The sequence below is a fragment of the Neobacillus driksii genome (genome assembly GCF_013409995.1).
Taxonomy (GTDB): domain Bacteria; phylum Bacillota; class Bacilli; order Bacillales; family Cytobacillaceae; genus Neobacillus; species Neobacillus driksii.
Genome location: NZ_JACCBX010000019.1, coordinates 86,486 through 102,970, shown reverse-complemented (window position 1 = coordinate 102,970; position 16,485 = coordinate 86,486). Strand labels below are relative to the sequence as shown.

At 36.4% G+C, this 16,485-nt stretch carries 23 protein-coding genes; 12 read left to right on the top strand and 11 right to left on the bottom strand.

What is annotated here, in order from left to right; genetic code table 11:
* Positions 1-25 precede the first annotated feature (25 nt).
* Positions 26-163, bottom strand: coding sequence for a BA3454 family stress response protein (locus tag F4694_RS29260; protein ID WP_179603431.1), 138 nt, complete (start codon positions 161-163; stop codon positions 26-28).
* Between the two features lie 97 nt (positions 164-260).
* On the opposite strand from F4694_RS29260, the gene F4694_RS29255 reads away from it, so the two are divergent.
* The gene (locus F4694_RS29255) at positions 261-737 is read left to right on the top strand and encodes a GNAT family N-acetyltransferase (protein ID WP_179603430.1); all 477 of its coding nucleotides are present in this window, start codon (positions 261-263) and stop codon (positions 735-737) included.
* Here F4694_RS29255 and F4694_RS29250 read toward each other — a convergent pair.
* Complete coding sequence (locus F4694_RS29250; protein ID WP_179603429.1) at positions 734-964, bottom strand: hypothetical protein; 231 nt, start codon at positions 962-964, stop codon at positions 734-736. The genes F4694_RS29255 and F4694_RS29250 overlap by 4 nt on opposite strands.
* Positions 965-1,214: 250 nt before the next feature.
* Here F4694_RS29250 and asnS point away from each other — a divergent pair, with 250 nt between their 5' ends.
* The 3 genes from asnS (at position 1,215) to F4694_RS29235 (ending at position 3,710) form a co-directional block, all read left to right on the top strand.
* On the top strand, positions 1,215-2,606 hold the full coding sequence (gene asnS, locus F4694_RS29245) for an asparagine--tRNA ligase (protein WP_179603428.1): 1,392 nt from the start codon (positions 1,215-1,217) through the stop codon (positions 2,604-2,606).
* A gap of 425 nt (positions 2,607-3,031) precedes the next feature.
* Positions 3,032-3,253 (top strand): helix-turn-helix domain-containing protein, encoded by a 222-nt coding sequence (locus F4694_RS29240; protein ID WP_179603427.1) that lies wholly within the window; start codon positions 3,032-3,034, stop codon positions 3,251-3,253.
* 256 nt (positions 3,254-3,509) lie between these two features.
* Entirely contained in the window at positions 3,510-3,710 is a 201-nt protein-coding gene (locus tag F4694_RS29235) for a cold-shock protein (protein WP_063254447.1), read from the top strand.
* A gap of 67 nt (positions 3,711-3,777) precedes the next feature.
* Here the strand turns inward: F4694_RS29235 and F4694_RS29230 are convergent, their stop codons facing one another.
* Positions 3,778-4,392, bottom strand: a complete 615-nt coding sequence (locus F4694_RS29230) for a PH domain-containing protein (RefSeq protein ID WP_179603426.1) — start codon at positions 4,390-4,392, stop codon at positions 3,778-3,780.
* A 156-nt stretch (positions 4,393-4,548) separates the two neighbouring features.
* Here F4694_RS29230 and F4694_RS29225 point away from each other — a divergent pair, with 156 nt between their 5' ends.
* On the top strand, positions 4,549-5,520 hold the full coding sequence (locus tag F4694_RS29225; RefSeq protein WP_179603425.1) for a DMT family transporter: 972 nt from the start codon (positions 4,549-4,551) through the stop codon (positions 5,518-5,520).
* A gap of 41 nt (positions 5,521-5,561) precedes the next feature.
* Here F4694_RS29225 and F4694_RS29220 read toward each other — a convergent pair whose 3' ends face one another.
* From F4694_RS29220 to F4694_RS29195, 6 genes are all read right to left on the bottom strand, one after another.
* The gene (locus F4694_RS29220) at positions 5,562-6,422 is read right to left on the bottom strand and encodes a DUF421 domain-containing protein (protein ID WP_179603424.1); all 861 of its coding nucleotides are present in this window, start codon (positions 6,420-6,422) and stop codon (positions 5,562-5,564) included.
* A 20-nt stretch (positions 6,423-6,442) separates the two neighbouring features.
* Complete coding sequence (locus F4694_RS29215) at positions 6,443-6,646, bottom strand: DUF1657 domain-containing protein (protein WP_179603423.1); 204 nt, start codon at positions 6,644-6,646, stop codon at positions 6,443-6,445.
* Between the two features lie 64 nt (positions 6,647-6,710).
* Positions 6,711-6,914: a DUF1657 domain-containing protein gene (locus tag F4694_RS29210; protein WP_179603422.1), complete on the bottom strand. Its 204-nt coding sequence runs from the start codon at positions 6,912-6,914 to the stop codon at positions 6,711-6,713.
* A gap of 92 nt (positions 6,915-7,006) precedes the next feature.
* Positions 7,007-8,275, bottom strand: coding sequence for an erythromycin esterase family protein (locus tag F4694_RS29205; RefSeq protein ID WP_179603421.1), 1,269 nt, complete (start codon positions 8,273-8,275; stop codon positions 7,007-7,009).
* A gap of 84 nt (positions 8,276-8,359) precedes the next feature.
* On the bottom strand, positions 8,360-9,142 hold the full coding sequence (locus F4694_RS29200; RefSeq protein WP_179603420.1) for a GNAT family N-acetyltransferase: 783 nt from the start codon (positions 9,140-9,142) through the stop codon (positions 8,360-8,362).
* A gap of 708 nt (positions 9,143-9,850) precedes the next feature.
* A complete protein-coding gene (locus F4694_RS29195) occupies positions 9,851-10,018 on the bottom strand; it encodes a hypothetical protein (RefSeq protein WP_179603419.1) in 168 nt (55 codons plus the stop codon).
* A 301-nt stretch (positions 10,019-10,319) separates the two neighbouring features.
* Here F4694_RS29195 and F4694_RS29190 point away from each other — a divergent pair, with 301 nt between their 5' ends.
* The 3 genes from F4694_RS29190 (at position 10,320) to F4694_RS29180 (ending at position 12,274) form a co-directional block, all read left to right on the top strand.
* Complete coding sequence (locus F4694_RS29190; RefSeq protein WP_374757454.1) at positions 10,320-11,135, top strand: YitT family protein; 816 nt, start codon at positions 10,320-10,322, stop codon at positions 11,133-11,135.
* Between the two features lie 86 nt (positions 11,136-11,221).
* The gene (locus F4694_RS29185; protein ID WP_179603417.1) at positions 11,222-12,088 is read left to right on the top strand and encodes an SPFH domain-containing protein; all 867 of its coding nucleotides are present in this window, start codon (positions 11,222-11,224) and stop codon (positions 12,086-12,088) included.
* Positions 12,089-12,100: 12 nt separating this feature from the next.
* Complete coding sequence (locus F4694_RS29180; protein ID WP_179603416.1) at positions 12,101-12,274, top strand: type II toxin-antitoxin system antitoxin; 174 nt, start codon at positions 12,101-12,103, stop codon at positions 12,272-12,274.
* 198 nt (positions 12,275-12,472) lie between these two features.
* On the opposite strand, the gene F4694_RS29175 is transcribed toward F4694_RS29180, so the two are convergent.
* Entirely contained in the window at positions 12,473-12,724 is a 252-nt protein-coding gene (locus F4694_RS29175; protein ID WP_179603415.1) for a sigma-G-dependent sporulation-specific acid-soluble spore protein CsgA, read from the bottom strand.
* A 147-nt stretch (positions 12,725-12,871) separates the two neighbouring features.
* Here F4694_RS29175 and pssA point away from each other — a divergent pair, with 147 nt between their 5' ends.
* Both pssA and F4694_RS29165 read left to right on the top strand, forming a co-directional pair.
* Positions 12,872-13,363 (top strand): CDP-diacylglycerol--serine O-phosphatidyltransferase, encoded by a 492-nt coding sequence (pssA, locus tag F4694_RS29170; protein WP_179603414.1) that lies wholly within the window; start codon positions 12,872-12,874, stop codon positions 13,361-13,363.
* A gap of 132 nt (positions 13,364-13,495) precedes the next feature.
* Complete coding sequence (locus tag F4694_RS29165) at positions 13,496-13,765, top strand: hypothetical protein (protein WP_257029472.1); 270 nt, start codon at positions 13,496-13,498, stop codon at positions 13,763-13,765.
* Between the two features lie 25 nt (positions 13,766-13,790).
* Here the strand turns inward: F4694_RS29165 and F4694_RS29160 are convergent, their stop codons facing one another.
* Positions 13,791-14,672, bottom strand: a complete 882-nt coding sequence (locus F4694_RS29160) for a VanW family protein (protein ID WP_179603412.1) — start codon at positions 14,670-14,672, stop codon at positions 13,791-13,793.
* 227 nt (positions 14,673-14,899) lie between these two features.
* Here F4694_RS29160 and F4694_RS29155 point away from each other — a divergent pair, with 227 nt between their 5' ends.
* Both F4694_RS29155 and F4694_RS29150 read left to right on the top strand, forming a co-directional pair.
* Positions 14,900-15,094, top strand: coding sequence for a hypothetical protein (locus F4694_RS29155; RefSeq protein ID WP_179603411.1), 195 nt, complete (start codon positions 14,900-14,902; stop codon positions 15,092-15,094).
* Between the two features lie 110 nt (positions 15,095-15,204).
* Positions 15,205-16,413, top strand: a complete 1,209-nt coding sequence (locus F4694_RS29150) for an acyl-CoA dehydrogenase (RefSeq protein ID WP_179603410.1) — start codon at positions 15,205-15,207, stop codon at positions 16,411-16,413.
* Positions 16,414-16,485: the final 72 nt, after the last annotated feature.

The window sequence follows — 16,485 nt, the reverse complement described above, 5'->3', positions numbered from 1 at the left end:
AAAGTGGTCGCTGTTTTTACGGTGTTTAGTTATTTTTCCATTGCCTTTCAACCTGTTCAAAAGCAAGTCGGTAAATTTCTTCATCGGGGGTGTTAGGATTCGCTAATACATTTGTTAAATAGTCTTTTCCTTCATACGTTACTTTTACATTTACTTGGAGCATAGTATCACCTTTCTCATTATAGTTTTTTTGAAAACTTTTATGAATTTTACGTGGAATTGATATAATGGTTTTATTCGTTTAGCTGGGAGGTCAAAGGATGTCAGTTCATTTTGAAGAGATAAAGAAACAAACGCTGTATATTGCGCTTGAAATGATAAATTCAAATCCAGATTACAATCTTGTTGAAAATGGCAGTCCCCTAAGGGAGCTTACCGATATAGAAGAAGAGTTTTTGAATCCTGATACCATTAGCTTGTTTATTAAGCTCGATGATACGTATATAGGCGTTATGGATTACTTAATGAAAAATCCAAAAGATCAGTGCCCGTGGTTGGGACTGTTAATGATTCATAGTGATTATCAAGGATTTGGTTTTGGTGCACATGCCTATGCGCTTTATGAAAGTGAAATGCGTAATCGAGGCTTGAGGTGTGTTCGACTCGGTGTAATAAAAGAAAATGTAAGGGCAAAACAGTTCTGGGAATCATTAGGGTTTCTTTATATTAAAACAGCTTTAAGTGAAAATGGCAAGGAAATTTTTGTGTATGAAAAAAACTTCCCGAAGGAAGCTTAAACCTCAAGTAATAAGAATTCCTCGGCAAACTGCTGGATCTTTAGTTTGTCGATGTTATTTTTTCTTAAAGCGGACTCGGCCAAAATTAAATGGGCTTGAATAACAGTATTTCTTTTTAAATCCCTAATAGATACATCGCCATTCAGTAATTGAATGGCTTTTTCTCGGATGTCTTGACTCTTCGAAGAATGATACAGGAGAAAAGCAATGCAAGTAACTTTGTCCACCATCAACACTCCTTATTTTTATCAAGAATCGAACAATGGATAACAATTTCGACTTCCTATCTTAAAAATCCTGCTAATATTCCGAAAATTCCTTAGAAAAGCATGATTTTTGTTGAATATTGCTTATTTGCCAGGAGTTTTATATAATATTGAAGGGATAAATGAAACTATTATATTGTGGAAATTACCTTCTAGTCCCATTGGGCGGGAGGGTTTTTATTTTTACATAAAAGTTGGAGGTAGCATTTTCATGAAACTAGCCTTAATAAAGGATTTGTACAGAAATACAGAAGATTACATAGACCAGAAGGTTCAATTATCTGGGTGGATTCGCACGATTCGTGATTCAAAAACCTTTGGATTCATTGAGTTGAATGATGGCAGCTTCTTCAAGGGTGTTCAAATTGTTTTTGATGAGCAGCTTGAAAATTTTAAGGAGATTGCAAAACTTCCTATTAGTTCATCTATTAAGGTAGAGGGAGATTTCATTCATACTCCACAAGCCAAACAGCCGTTTGAAATTAAAGCGACGAATATTTCAATCGAAGGACTGTCAAATACCGACTATCCATTGCAAAAGAAGAAGCATTCATTTGAATATTTAAGAACCATCGCCCATTTAAGACCGCGGACGAATACATTTTCTGCAGTTTTTCGTGTTAGGTCTTTAGCTTCCTATGCGATTCATAAATTCTTTCAAGATAAGGGATTTGTTTATGTCCATTCACCAATTATCACGGGAAGTGATACAGAGGGTGCGGGTGAAATGTTCCGCGTTACCACACTAGATATCGAGAACCCTCCTAAAAATGAAGAGGGGAAAACGGATTTAACGAAGGATTTCTTTAATAAAGAAACCAACCTAACAGTAAGCGGTCAGTTGTCTGCAGAAGCTTTTGCTCTTGCATTCCGCAATGTTTATACATTTGGTCCGACATTTAGAGCGGAGAATTCTAATACTGCACGACATGCAGCAGAATTTTGGATGATTGAGCCAGAATTGGCTTTTGCTGAGCTTCCAGATATTATGGACCTGGCTGAAGATATGGTTAAGTATGTTATTGGCTATGTCCTTGAACATGCTCCTGAAGAAATGAATTTCTTCAACAGCTTTATTGAAAAAGGATTATTAGATCGCTTAAACAATGCCCATACTTCAAGTTTTGGACGCGTTACGTACACGGAAGCCATCAATATTTTAATCGAATCTGGTGAAAAGTTTGCCTATCCAGTTGAATGGGGCCTCGACCTGCAAACAGAACATGAGCGTTATTTATGCGAAAAAGTATTCAAAAAACCAGTGTTTGTAACAGATTATCCGAAGGAAATTAAAGCCTTCTATATGAGGTTGAATGAAGATAATAAGACGGTTGCTGCAACTGATCTACTTGTACCAGGAATTGGGGAATTAATCGGTGGAAGTCAGCGTGAAGAGCGCGAGGATATTCTTGCTGGAAAAATTAATGAACTTGGTATGAATGAAGAAGATTATTGGTGGTACCTAGAGCTTAGAAAATACGGCGGTACAAAACACTCTGGCTATGGTCTAGGTTTCGAACGCTTAATTATGTACCTCACTGGTATGTCTAACATTAGAGATGTTATTCCATTTCCAAGAACTACTGGTAATGCAGAATTTTAATAATGAAAAGCGGAAGCGCCTGGGCGCTGAGCTAGACAAAATAAAAGAAGACCAATCCCTTGGATTTGGTCTTTTTTTATACATCTATTGAGTTTGAAATTCTTCTTCGAAAAAAAATGTTCCGGGATGTTCCTTAACAATGTAAGAATATCTTTTCATGTTTTTTACATACTGCCATTTTAAGATCGTAACTTCCTCGCCAGTGTCTTTAAGTTTCACAGTTTGCCCGCTATTGAATCTGTTATTGGAATTTCTCAAATCAACACCCCTTTTTTCATCAAACTTAATTATAGCACATTTTTTGTTCGGCCGCTTGTTTCGCATTAATGAAGCTTTTTCTGTGACGTCTATGCTGTCGGAAAAAGTGTGATTCCTTTCATTTACATTTTCATTGTGTTACACTATTTGAAAAGTGAGGTGTCATTTTGTCAAATTATAAAGCGAAAAAGAGTAACCTCGAAGCCTTATTATCTAAGAACAGTATGAATCTCGAAGGATTGGAAAAGAGTACACACATCCCTTTGGAACAACTTAATGGTTACATGTCAAAAAAAGTGATGAATCTTAGTGCTGCAATGTCGATTTCTAAAGAGTTAAATTGCCAGATCGAGGATTTATACGACTGGGAATTAGAAGAGAAAATTTAAGTTCTTCTACAAGTCACTAGGATAATCATCCTAGTGACATTTTTAATAACTTTACCAGTCTGTAAGTGGTTTATGCAGTATGAAAAAGGGAAAATAATGGACAAGACCTTGCTTATTTCTTCATTATTTGGTATAATTATCTAGAATTATTTTTGTTCGATAGTAAAGGGAAGAATAAGTTATTGCTTTTCGCCTGGATCACAAAGAGCAAGAATAGTAATACAATGTGTGGATTACACACTAGGAGGCAACAAATATGGAAAACGGTAAAGTAAAATGGTTTAATGCAGAAAAAGGTTTCGGATTCATCGAGCGCGAAGGCGGAGAAGATGTATTCGTTCACTTTTCAGCAATCCAAGGCGAAGGCTTTAAAACTCTTGAAGAAGGTCAATCAGTGACTTTCAATGTTGAGCAAGGAGCTCGTGGACCACAAGCTGCTAACGTAAACAAAGCTTAATCACATAGTGTGAAAAAAAACAGACCTTTGGGTCTGTTTTTTTATGGATACTACATTAAGAGTTACTTTAATTATTAATATATTTTTCAAATACATAGCCAAAATCTTTTACATTATATTGCTTTTTGCTTTCCTCTAACCATTGGAAGGCTGCTTGGTTTAACATTTTAAATTGAACGACCAAGTTGTTATCAGAGCTAGTAACCCTACCTAATGTGGTGGAAGCAATATCAAGGCTTTCTTTTGCGTATCGAAGAGATATCTCATTATCGTGAGTGATTTCTGCTATTTTAATGAGTGCCTTGTATAGATCTTTAACTTCTTCAATGTGTTTTTTATGGACATCAATAGAGAAAGGCTGTGCACCTATTTTAAATTTTATTTCAATATCTAGATCGACAGTGCCAGCTGTTTCTAGCTTTACATCAGATATACGATTTGTAGCATAACTATAGCGGTGAAGCATCCTTTTTTTACTTGTGGCACTTGTTCCATCAAGGTGAATAAGCGCATTATTGGTGAAACAATATTCATCCGATTTAGATTTAATTAAAAAATATATCCTTTCGTTATCTTCATGCATAACATAATCATCAGAATCTACCTTATCATAATTTTCTGGTTTAATTACAGAACCCACATCACTTAGTCCTAATATATCTGCTGCTACTTTTCCAAACATAAAATCAACCTCTCTTACCCAATATTTTTAATTGCCATTCAACTATACGAATATGTTATCGAGAAGTTTCAAGATTTTTGAACGACAAAACAATTTATGCTGTAGATTATGGACTTATGCTCTCTTCTAATAATCAATAAAGGGGGATGAACAATTATGCGTCCGATGATCCTTGGCACTTTGGCTGCCTTCTTTTTTGCGTTTACATTTATTATCAATCGCTCAATGGAACTAGAAGGGGGGAGTTGGATTTGGAGTGCTTCACTTCGTTATTTTTTTATGGTTCCTTTCCTGCTGCTGATAGTTTTCTGGAGGAAAAGTCTTAAGCCGCTATTAGTAGAGATGAAAAATAATCCACGGGCCTGGCTATTATGGAGTATTGTAGGATTTGGTCTGTTTTATGGTCCGATTTGTTTTTCAGCAGCCTATGCACCTGGATGGCTAATTGCCTCCACCTGGCAGATCACAATTATCTCTGGCTCCCTTTTAGCGCCATTTTTTTTAGAGACCGTCGTGACTCAACAGGGTCCAGTCAAGATAAAGGGAAAAGTCCCAATGAAAAGCTTGGCTCTGTCGTCGATTATTTTGCTTGGTATTATTTTAATGCAGGTAGAACGTGCTGCGGATTCTCTTTCGTTAATTGAAGTGTTATTAGGTGTGTTACCTGTCATTGTTGCCTCGTTTGCATACCCTCTAGGAAATAGAAAGATGATGGATGTGTGTGAAGGGCGACTCGATGTTTTTCAACGTGTATTAGGGATGACGTTAGCAAGCATGCCACTGTGGATTGTTCTAGCCATTTATGGCTTGTTTACGGTGGGTCCACCTAGTGTTGGACAATCGATTCAATCGGGAATCGTAGCGATTACCTCCGGTGTGATTGCGACCGTTTTATTTTTCCAAGCAACAGATTTGGTCCGTGGAAATATGCAAAAGTTAGGGAATGTAGAAGCAACTCAGTCAATTTCGGTTTTATTTGTAGTAATCGGAGAGTTAATCCTCTTGAAAGCAGCATTGCCATCCATAATATCATGGACTGGAATAATGCTGGTCATGGCAGGAATGGTACTTCACAGCTTTGTGTCGCATAAAGGCGATATACCCGATGGGAAAAAAGGAAGTGCATAAAAAGTCGAGAGCCTAATCATTTTGATTAGGCTCTAAGATTTTTAACTGGATAGGTATGGAGCTAATTTATCAATGGTCTCCTGTAAAAGTTTTGCGTTTTTCTCATACATGGCTTTTGATTTCTCGTCTTGTGTCTCTAGAGAAAATATTTCCAAATCAGCCTGAGTTTTTTTCAGTGATGCCAATAATAAAGGTCTTTGAGTGGGTGACGGGACTTGTAATTTGTCATCATAGATGTCTACAGTTAATTCTCCATAAGAATCGACTTGACCGATAAATACATTGTTGAGCGTTAGTTCAAGCTTTTCTAATTCTGTTTCTAGCCAACCTCTACTTTTCCCGGAAGACCTCAATGCTTCATCCAAAATGCTTCCGTCCATTATCACCGTTTGTGGTTCTTTTTCAGCGGGTACCTTCATTTGCAAATCTTTTGGGGTCAATGGACGATTTTCTCTTTTCAGTAAAGCACTAAGATTTCCTCTTGGTTCCAAAACGGCAAATTCAACATCAGCTACACGGTAGATGTCCTTCTGCCGAAGCAAGGCAGATAATTCATCAATGGTATATTTTTCTTTTTTTAAATTTTCCTCCAGTACTTTCCCATCCTTGATTAATATAGTACCCCTGCCTTCAATAAAGTCCCGGAAAGATTTACTCTTTAATGCTAAAATGTCAGCAAAAAGAGTTGCAAGGCTAAAGATAATAATAGCAGCCATGCCTTGGAACATATTTTTTTCAAGACCAGTAATCGCTTCACCTGCAATACTTCCGATTGTAATCCCTGAAACATACTCAAAAAAAGAAAGTTCAGAGATTTGCTTCTTCCCTAGTATTTTTGTCATGAATAATAAAAGAGCTAAGAAGACAAAGGAACGAATGATAATATCAATCCAACTAGGCATATTCATTCACCTCAGAATTTTCAACCTTTATATTGTGGTTCAAGTCGTTCAAGTTCTAAAACGCGAGACTGTAGATCTTTTTTTACGGAAGCTATCGTTATCATAGTATCATGGAAGACTTCTTGAGCACCTTTATCATTAGAATTTAGGGCAAGCGAAGATAATTGTGCTTCAATTCCCTTTATATTAGCTAGACATTGCTTTACACTTGTAGCAATTGTCATCATTATACTTCCTTTCTAAATGAATAACTAAAAGAGTTGGCAGGGATGCCAACCCTTTTACTTCTTATTGGTTATATTGTGGCTCTTCAGCTAATATTTCTTGTAGTCGGGGTTCAAGACTGTCTAGGACCGATTGAGTTTGTTGAGCTGCATCCTGATAAAGCTTTTTGGCCTTTTGATTATCAGTTGCTAAAGCAAAGGTTTCAAAGCTAGCTTGAGCACTTTTTAAACTCGCTAATGCTTGTTTGACTTGTGTACCAACTGTCATGAAATTAAATCCTTCTCTCTTTTTCGAAAATATATTACAAACAGTATTGTGCGAAATATTTAAAATTTATATGATGACAAAATATTACAGTTTTAATAAATAAGACTTTCCATTAAAATTGGATGTAATGCATGTGTTTTGTCTACAAAAATAAATCCATCGTACCGACTACTCATTACAGATGGCACATAATTTCCATATTGCTCATATTCAGGTCTGTATACCACACCTATAGCTCGATGACCGATGGTTTTTTTGAATTCTTCACGATTTTCATCATTAAACAAGAGATATTGGTTGTAAGCGCCGGCTTTATGCATTAGGTTTTCCCAACTCCCAGATTGAGCCGAAGGAACATTCGTAACACGAAAATCCACTCCCCATTCCGTTGACGCGATTACTGTACCACTGTTTGTTCCAAAGCCCACAATGTAAACATCTTCAGGATAATTCTGTTCCCTTATCAATTGACCGACATTCACCATTCCAGCTTCTTTCATATCGGTTGCGCGGGCATCTCCAACATGTGTATTGTGTTCCCAGATGATTACTTTTGCACCTTCACCATAATACTCCATTACCGCATTCAAAGCTTCAACCATATGGATGTCTCTTACGTTCCAAGACTTTGAGTCGCTTAAGACCATTGTCCGATAATACTCTTCAGCATTGACGGTAACAAGAGCATTCACCTCCATATTCAAGCTGTTTTCCTCTTCATCATCATATTTCCACTTATTCTTTTGAATAGTATTTAAAAGTGAAAGGGCTTCTTTAATACAATTTTCGGATAAATACCCAGCAGAAACCGCATAGGATTCATTATTTCGATTGTAGGGTTCAAAGCAGGAGAAGGCATTCCTTGCCTGCGCAAGCCCTGAATTGCCGGTTCTTTCTAAATATTTTATGATTTCGTCCATACTTTCCCAAAGACTATAAACATCTAAACCGTAAAAACCCACTTTATTCTTAAGTCTTGTTTGTTGATTATAATTTCTTAACCATTTTACTAAATCAATAATTTCTTCATTTGCCCACATCCATGTCGGCCAGCGATTAAAACTTTCAAGAGCTCCTCTCACATCAGTTTCTGTACCGATGTTTTTTATGTAACGGTTAATGCTTTGACAGGATGGCCAGTCTCCTTCTACTGCAATAACTGAAAAACCTTTTTCCTTAATTAATCTCTTAGTGAGTTCAGCGCGAATCGTATAGAACTCGGAAGTTCCGTGAGAGGCTTCACCCAGAAGGACATACTTGGCATCACCAATTGCTGCGAGCAGAGGATCAAGATCATCGACAGTCTCAAAGGGTTTAGCGTATTTTTTTACCGATTCGAACATATGCATACGTCCTTTCATAGCTAGTGATACTGCTAATGTTCCCTAATGGTAAATCTAATAACAAAAAACTCCTAAAATAATTTAAGGAGTTTTTGCATATTTTCATCTATACATCGTCCACTTTCCAATATCCTTAAATCCAAGTCGTTTATAAATACGTCCAGCCTCAGGATTATCATAAAATAAGCAGAGTACTTTACCTTCCTTTAATATATCTGTAAAAAGCTTTTGCATAATCGCTGTTGCCAATCCTTTACGGCGATATTCTTTCCTTGTACAAACACCAACAATCATAGCAGAAATGGAATTTTCTGCAGTCGTTGATACACATGCTGTCATCTGTCCGTTTTCTTCTGTGAAATAGCTTCTTGCAGTACTGTTTTCCATTGAAGTACGTAATATTTCAGCTGCATCATCCCTGATTTGAAATTCATCAATGGATCTGCGAATAGCTAATATTTGATCTATGTCATCAAGTGTAGCCTTTTTAATTTCCAAATTAGTTTCTCCAAGATTTTCGGTACTTTTGCACTCTGCAAAAAATGTTTCTTGCTTTTTACCGAGCTGAAGCTTCTGGAATGCCTCGAACTTTTCCACAATATCTGATTTACCGGACAGGAAGAATGGACTTGGATAGGAGGTAATAATTGATACAAACTTACCAACATTAAATTCGCCTTTTGCATAAGGAATAAAGGATTGATAGAATCTGAGAAGCACGGCCTTTATTTCTCCGTGTTTATCGAATTCTGCCCAGATTTCTTGGAAGTCAGAATCATATCCAAAAACCTCTAAATCCCCAATAATAAATAAATTAATGGAAGGCTCCTCACTCAAAAAAGAGAGGACTGTGTCATGGTCATTTTGAGTTAACTTTCTAATCACTTTATTCTCCCCCTTTGCTGTTAATAGCGTAATCAAATATTGGCTGAATTTCAATATTAATCTATTATTATTTATAATAGTCTAGTAATTTTGAAAAGTTCACCAATTCGTCACAACACTTTGTGTAAAGGGAAATTTTAGGTGCTATACTATAGATGTAAAGGATGAATAAATAAATATTAACTTCTTAGGAGACTCAACCATCCGTGTTCGTTCCGTTTGTGAACGAGTAGTAAAGGTTTTCCCTTTGCATTGTTTGGTAAGTGGAGCGATGTAACTTGAATTGGAAAGGTGTAATCCTAACGAAACTTTCTTTTTAGTGAAAGAGAAATTAACTGATTCAAAAGAAAGTACAAAAGTTATTGGATATGGGAGTAAAGTGAAATTTATCTGCCTATGTAAGAGGTACGTAGATAGATCCTCAAACCAAATGATTTTTCTTAATATTATTTTGGAAGCTTCCTTTTTGAGAAGAAACCTAAAGTAATGAAGAGAAGAAGAATCATTCCATTAGCCAAAACGAATAGATAGTCAATCTATTCGGTCCTGGATTTTGAAAAAGGAGTTCACCTAAAAAGATAGGACTAAGTTAACAGATAAAGATAATTGATAAATGAAGAACCTTTATCAGTATGTTTATCTAACCTTACAACCAAAACAAATCATACATTGCCAAGAAGCCGACCCAAATATAAGGATATGAGTCCATCAGTAATACCGATAAAAATGTTTCTTTAAAGGAATTTGAATTCCATTTAATTTCATGTGAATTAATTCCTTCAACGGAACAACACACATCGGCTGATGCGTTAAACTTCTATTTAGTTCGATAAAATGGCTAAAAAGAAGCTTAAAAAACATTTTGGCTGATGTCATGGTTGGGTCCCCTAAGAGGTTAATTTCCCAAGAAGCTGTCTCAAATAGAGGCGGCTTCTTTAATTTTTTAATAGAAATTTTGTCCTGGATCTACAGAATGTTAATGAAAAAAATGGGAAATAAAGTGCATAAAAATTCAAAAAACTATCATTTTATTGTTATAATGGAATTAGAAATATTCTGCGAAAGGGGCAAGATAATGTCGGGAATTCCAAATATAGGTCTAAACGAACAAAATAAGATAATTTTGGAAAAGGTTCAACACCGGGGGCTGCCAACTAGAAAAATTATTCAAAGAATCATGCTTATTACATTTGGCGCAGCATTAATGGCGGTAGGGTTGGAAATTTTTCTTGTACCCAATCATGTTATAGATGGAGGCATTGTAGGAATTTCGATTATGCTTTCCTATTTGACTGGTTGGAAATTAGGTCTCTTTATTTTTCTTCTTAATATCCCATTTTTCTATATTGGTTATAAACAAATTGGAAAAACCTTCGCTTTATCCACTCTTTACGGAATTATTATTCTATCTATTGGCACCACCTTACTTCATCCAGTACCTGCTTTTACTCAGGATATTTTACTTGCAACTGTTTTCGGTGGAATCGTTCTCGGAATTGGTGTAGGGATGGTCATCCGCTACGGAGGATCCCTGGATGGTACAGAAATTCTTGCTATTCTCTTTAATAAAAAGCTTCCTTTCTCTGTTGGGGAAATTATCATGTTTTTTAATTTATTCATTCTCGGAAGTGCAGGTTTTGTTTTCTCATGGGATCGGGCGATGTATTCTCTGATTGCCTATTTTGTCGCTTACAAAACCATTGATATTACAGTCACTGGTCTTGATGAATCTAAATCTGTTTGGATTATTAGCGATCATTCAAAGGAAATTGGTGAGGCGATTATGAATCGGCTTGGCCGTGGTGTTACCTATATCAACGGTGAGGGTGCCTACTCAGGTGATCACAAGAAGGTGATTTTCTGTGTAATTAATCGTCTTGAAGAAGCAAAGTTAAAAGAAATCGTTACTGAAAATGATGAAAATGCCTTTCTGGCCGTTGCCGATATCGCGGAAGTGCGTGGCGGCAGATTTAAGAAAAGAGATATCCATTAAAAACTGCTGTTTTCGGCAGTTTTTTTGTGGTCTTTTTGATATTAAAGTGATATCATTATGATATAGAATTTAAAGGAGTGAGTGGCTTGAAAGAAAAAGAAATGTTTAAGGTCAATGGGGTTATAGGTGTTTTCCTTTTTCTTTTATTCGGTGCAATAACGGCATTTAGTTTCAGGCAATTTATTTTGAGTGAAAATTTTCTAATTTTGGCTGGAGCTTTTATAGCACTGATTTTAACAGTCTTGGTCTTATCAGGTTTCACTATTATTCAACCAAATCAAGCGAAGGTGTTTACTCTTTTTGGAAGTTATCTGGGTGTCATCAAACAAGAGGGATTTTGGCTGGCAATGCCGTTAACAGTTAGGAAAAATGTCTCGCTAAGAGTTATCAATTTCAACAGCGATAAGTTAAAAGTAAACGACTTGGAAGGCAATCCAATTGAAATTGCTGCAGTAGTCGTTTACAAGGTGTTTGACTCTGCAAAAGCGGTTTTTGATGTTGAAGATTATAAAGAATTCGTTCATACTCAAAGTGAAACAGGTCTGCGACACATAGCAAGCCAGTACCCATACGATAATTTTAATAATGATTATGAAATCTCTTTGCGTCAGCATTCTGATGAAGTTGCAGAAGAATTAACGAAAGACCTGCAGCATAGACTTCAGCTGGCTGGTGTGGAGATTATCGAGGCTAGAATCATGCACTTAGCCTATTCAAGTGAGATTGCTCATGCAATGCTTCAAAGACAACAAGCCAAGGCAGTGTTAGCTGCAAGAAAGGTAATTGTTGAGGGAGCTGTATCAATGGTTAAATCGGCGATTGACCAATTGAGTACAGAAGGAATTGTTGAGCTCGATGAAGAAAAGAAAGCACAAATGGTAAACAATCTAATGGTAGCGTTAGTTTCAGAAAAGGGAAGCCAGCCGATAATCAATACAGGAAGTATCTATTAAGGTTGTGATATAGTGGCTGAGAAAAAAAGATTTCTATTGCGCATTGATCAGCAGATTTATGACGCGCTTGAAAAATGGGCGGAGGATGAGTTCCGTAGTGTAAATGCTCAAATAGAAATTATTATAAAAAAAGGGTTAAAAGACTCGGGTAGATTAAAAAACTCCCGAAGAAAAAAAGATGAATAAGTTGGCAGATTTGTCGAAGAAGGCGGGCGTTTATGAAATCGCTCGTTTTCTGTCGTTTTGTGAAGAAAACACCTGAAAAACATCAGCTTTTGTCGTTGTATGCGCTTACCTAGGAAATAAATAATAGAGAACTCGACTTATTTCCCAAAGGAGAGATGTCAGTAAAGACTAACATCTCTTTTTTTTTTCGAAGTAAGCCTAAAAAAGGAGTTCGTACACTTCATTTAATTCATATGCCCGTTTTTCATCTTGTTCTTCTTTGGCATGGTTAATTTCCCTAGGCAGCATGTCATTTAAAAAGTTAATCTCCTTTTGAGATAGATGTCTTACAAAATCACCCTCATTTGAAAAATTACCTTCAGACAATTTTCGATATAAATGTCTGCCCTCGGAATGGCCATCACTGTAATTTGATAAGATTTCGCGTAAATAGCCCAATGTTTTGTCCATTTATGTCAACCATCCTTTCATTGATATCTTTTGACGAAATGGAATTTATAATACCTATATCAATCTAGATTCACTTTTAATTATTTGGTGCAGAATATAGAAGAGCAATTAGTGAATGGAAACTTGCGCATAAAAAGGGGGATCCGCTTGATAAATCATCTGGTAAGATCAGTGCCAAATTTATTTACAATTGGAAATTTATTATCAGGGGTATTTTCCATTACTTTCAACATGAACGGATACTTACAAACGGCGGCAATGTTTATTTTTTTATCTGCTATATTTGACTTTTTTGATGGACGGTTAGCTAGAAGGTTAAAGGTTAATAGTGAATTTGGAGTAGAACTCGATTCATTAGCAGACATTGTCAGCCTTGGTGTCGCACCTGCCCTTCTTTTTTACTCTTTGGAACCACCATCGATTTTCAAAACGATTGCATTTGTTTTATTTCCCACTATGGGTGCTTTAAGGTTGGCGAGATTTAATGTAAAACCGACAAGAGGTTATTTTATGGGTCTTCCAATAACGGCAGCCGGGCTATTAATGGCAGGTATGGGGGTGTTCCTTTATAGTAATGCACTTATAACGTTTGCACTTTCAATTCTTATGGTAAGCCCTGTAAGAATAAAAAAGCTATAACTAATAATTTGTAAAGAAATTACAATTAAACAGAAGTTTCCCAAACATATTCTTGCCTTAATTACAAACATTAAGTGTTAATGGAAAGAGCTTATTACTTTCCATTTAATGTTATATGAAGGAGTGCTTTGGATGAGAAATATGGTAAAGCCGTTTTTCAATCTGTTTAGTAAAAAGCGAAAGAGTAGAGGGACCATGTGGGTATCTCTGATCGGAGTTGGAATAAGCGCCGCCGTTTTTGGTCTAACAAGAGGAAAACGAAAAAATATTATACAACCCTTTCAGGATGTAGTCCAAAGCTTTACACCGAAAGATAACATGAATTTTAATAATACTGCACTGGCTGAGTTCTCTGAAGAATTATTGGCAAGTGCGTTGAGAAATGATCATAAAGACCGTTAAAAAAGTCCGCATTTTGCGGGCTTTTTTACAGTGGTGGAAAAGGGACCTCCTTGGGCTGGTACTCAATGACTTCGGAGGAATATAACTTAATCACTAAAAGATTTCCAAACGTCCTAGCTTGGATTAATATCGGTTGATTGTAGATATTTTTAAATTCAAAGTCGGGACCGTACCAACTCACTGTTGCATCACGTCCAGGAGGAATATATGGTACATGTCGACTATGAGAAAAACGCTGGACAATTTTCAAACCTGCACTATCAACTGCATTAAATAAAGTTGAAGAAACTTGACATATTCCACCGCCAATATCTTCTGCATATTCACCTCTGACAATTACTTTAGCCTTTTCGTAGCCCTTTTGAGAGGTTCTTTTACCCACTACTTTATTAAATGAAAATGTCTCACCAGGGAAAACGACATGATTATTAATGGCGGCAACTGCTAACCTGATATTGGTGGAACGCTTTTTATTACTTGGATTAAAAGAAGTAATGTAACGACCGATGCGTATACTGCGAATATCAGATAGTAATTCACTATCTACTTTTGGATACACAGAATACATGGGAATTTCTAATGTTGAAATTCTGTGTTCGAAAAAAAAGGTATAAAATTTTTGTGTGAAAGTATGTCGATTGATACTAAGTCCCAGTTGTTCAGGAATAATATTTCCATGCTGATCCAATTTTGCATTTTTAGGTGGAACGGAAAACTGTTTCTCCAATTCTCCTACCAGTTGGTCATATTTTTCTGTATCCAAAATAAAATAACTTGGATCACCAACAGAATATTCGTCTCTATTGATAATCGAAAAAGGCTTCCCTTCTCTCGTTAGTTGAACACTAGCTTGAGGGGTCACATGTTGAATCATAAGTAATAAACTAAATAACCATTTCATACCCATATCTTACTAACCTCCTCAACATAATTTGAACAAAATTTGTATTTTTATGTAAGAATTAAACTGAATAATATCTTTATTTATTCTTTATAGAAGGGTGACTCAAAAAAAGAGTCATTCTTTTTTTTGATTTGTTGAAAAATGTGTAGAATAATAGTATATAATCAAGTAATAACACGTATTATGCATAGTGCTAGCAGAATGCTATAAGTATGATAGGAGTGTCTCCCTTGGCTGAAAATGGAAGAATACAATTAAATGTAAGAATCTCAAAAGAAACCTCTGACAAACTGGATGAAATTGTTGAATACTATCAAGAAAATCTCAGATTAGGTCGAGTATATAAAGGAGATGTTTTAACCGATATTATTGAAAAATCACATGAATTAATGAATAAGCAAAAAAAAGGAATAAAAAGGTATTAACCTAAAAAATTTTTTTGAATATTTTGAAATAAATTTGAATATTTAATGTTTGGAGGTATAATATAATTTGTAGATACCAACTGGTTAGTATGTATGAAGGGGTGATTTAATTGGATTTTGTTTATTCTGCTAAAGTAAAGGACTTACAGACACGGCTGATAAACTTTATGGAAGAACATGTGTATCCCAATGAAATAGTGTATGAGCAGCAGCTGAATGAACAAGAAAATCGGTGGAGTGCTGTTCCTCAGGTAATGGAAGACTTAAAGGAAAAGGCAAAGGCTGCTGGTCTATGGAACTTATTTCTTCCGGAAAGTGAATATGGGGCAGGTTTAACCAATCTGGAATATGCACCGCTTTGCGAAATAATGGGACGCTCTCTAATTGGCCCAGAAGTATTTAACTGTAGTGCACCCGATACTGGTAACATGGAAGTTATTGTTCGCTATGGTAAAGAGGAACATAAGGAAAAGTGGCTAAAACCATTGTTAGCAGGAGAAATTCGGTCTTGCTTTTCGATGACTGAACCGGCCGTTGCTTCTTCCGATGCGACCAATATCGAAGCAAGCATTGTTAGAGATGGTGATGAGTACATCATAAATGGACGTAAATGGTGGTCATCTGGCGCAGGAGATCCTAGGTGTAAAATTGCGATTGTCATGGGAAAAACAGACTTTAATGCCAACCGTCATGAACAGCAATCGATGATTCTCGTGCCGCTTAATGCTCCAGGTGTTATAATTGAAAGGATGCTGCCTGTTTTCGGTTATGATCATGCGCCGCATGGACATGCTGAAATTACCTATGAAAATGTTCGTGTTCCGGCAGAAAACATCCTTTGGGGTGAAGGAAAAGGATTTGCGATTGCGCAGGGGCGATTAGGACCTGGAAGAATTCATCATTGCATGAGGTTGATTGGTGCTGCAGAACGAGCTCTTGAACTTTTATGTAAGCGTGTTCAAGAACGTGAAGCCTTTGGAAAACCTCTCGCAAGCCAAGGGGTTATAAAAGAGTGGATTGCCGATTCCAGGATTGAAATTGAACAAGCAAGGCTCCTGACTTTAAAGGCAGCCTATATGATGGATACTGTTGGAAATAAACAGGCCAAAACAGAGATTGCAATGATTAAAGTAGTGGCACCTAACATGGCGTTACGTGTTATTGATAGAGCCATTCAAGCATTTGGAGGAGCCGGAGTTTCAAATGATTTTCCGCTTGCAGCGATGTGGGCAAACTCTAGAACATTGCGACTGGCGGACGGTCCAGATGAAGTTCACCGTGCTCAGATAGCTAAGCTTGAATTAAAGAAATATCAGTAGTATCTCGATTTCTTTAATAAATTAAATGATAGTTTTGTAGATAGAGATATTAGGAGAGAGGTTAGTGAATTA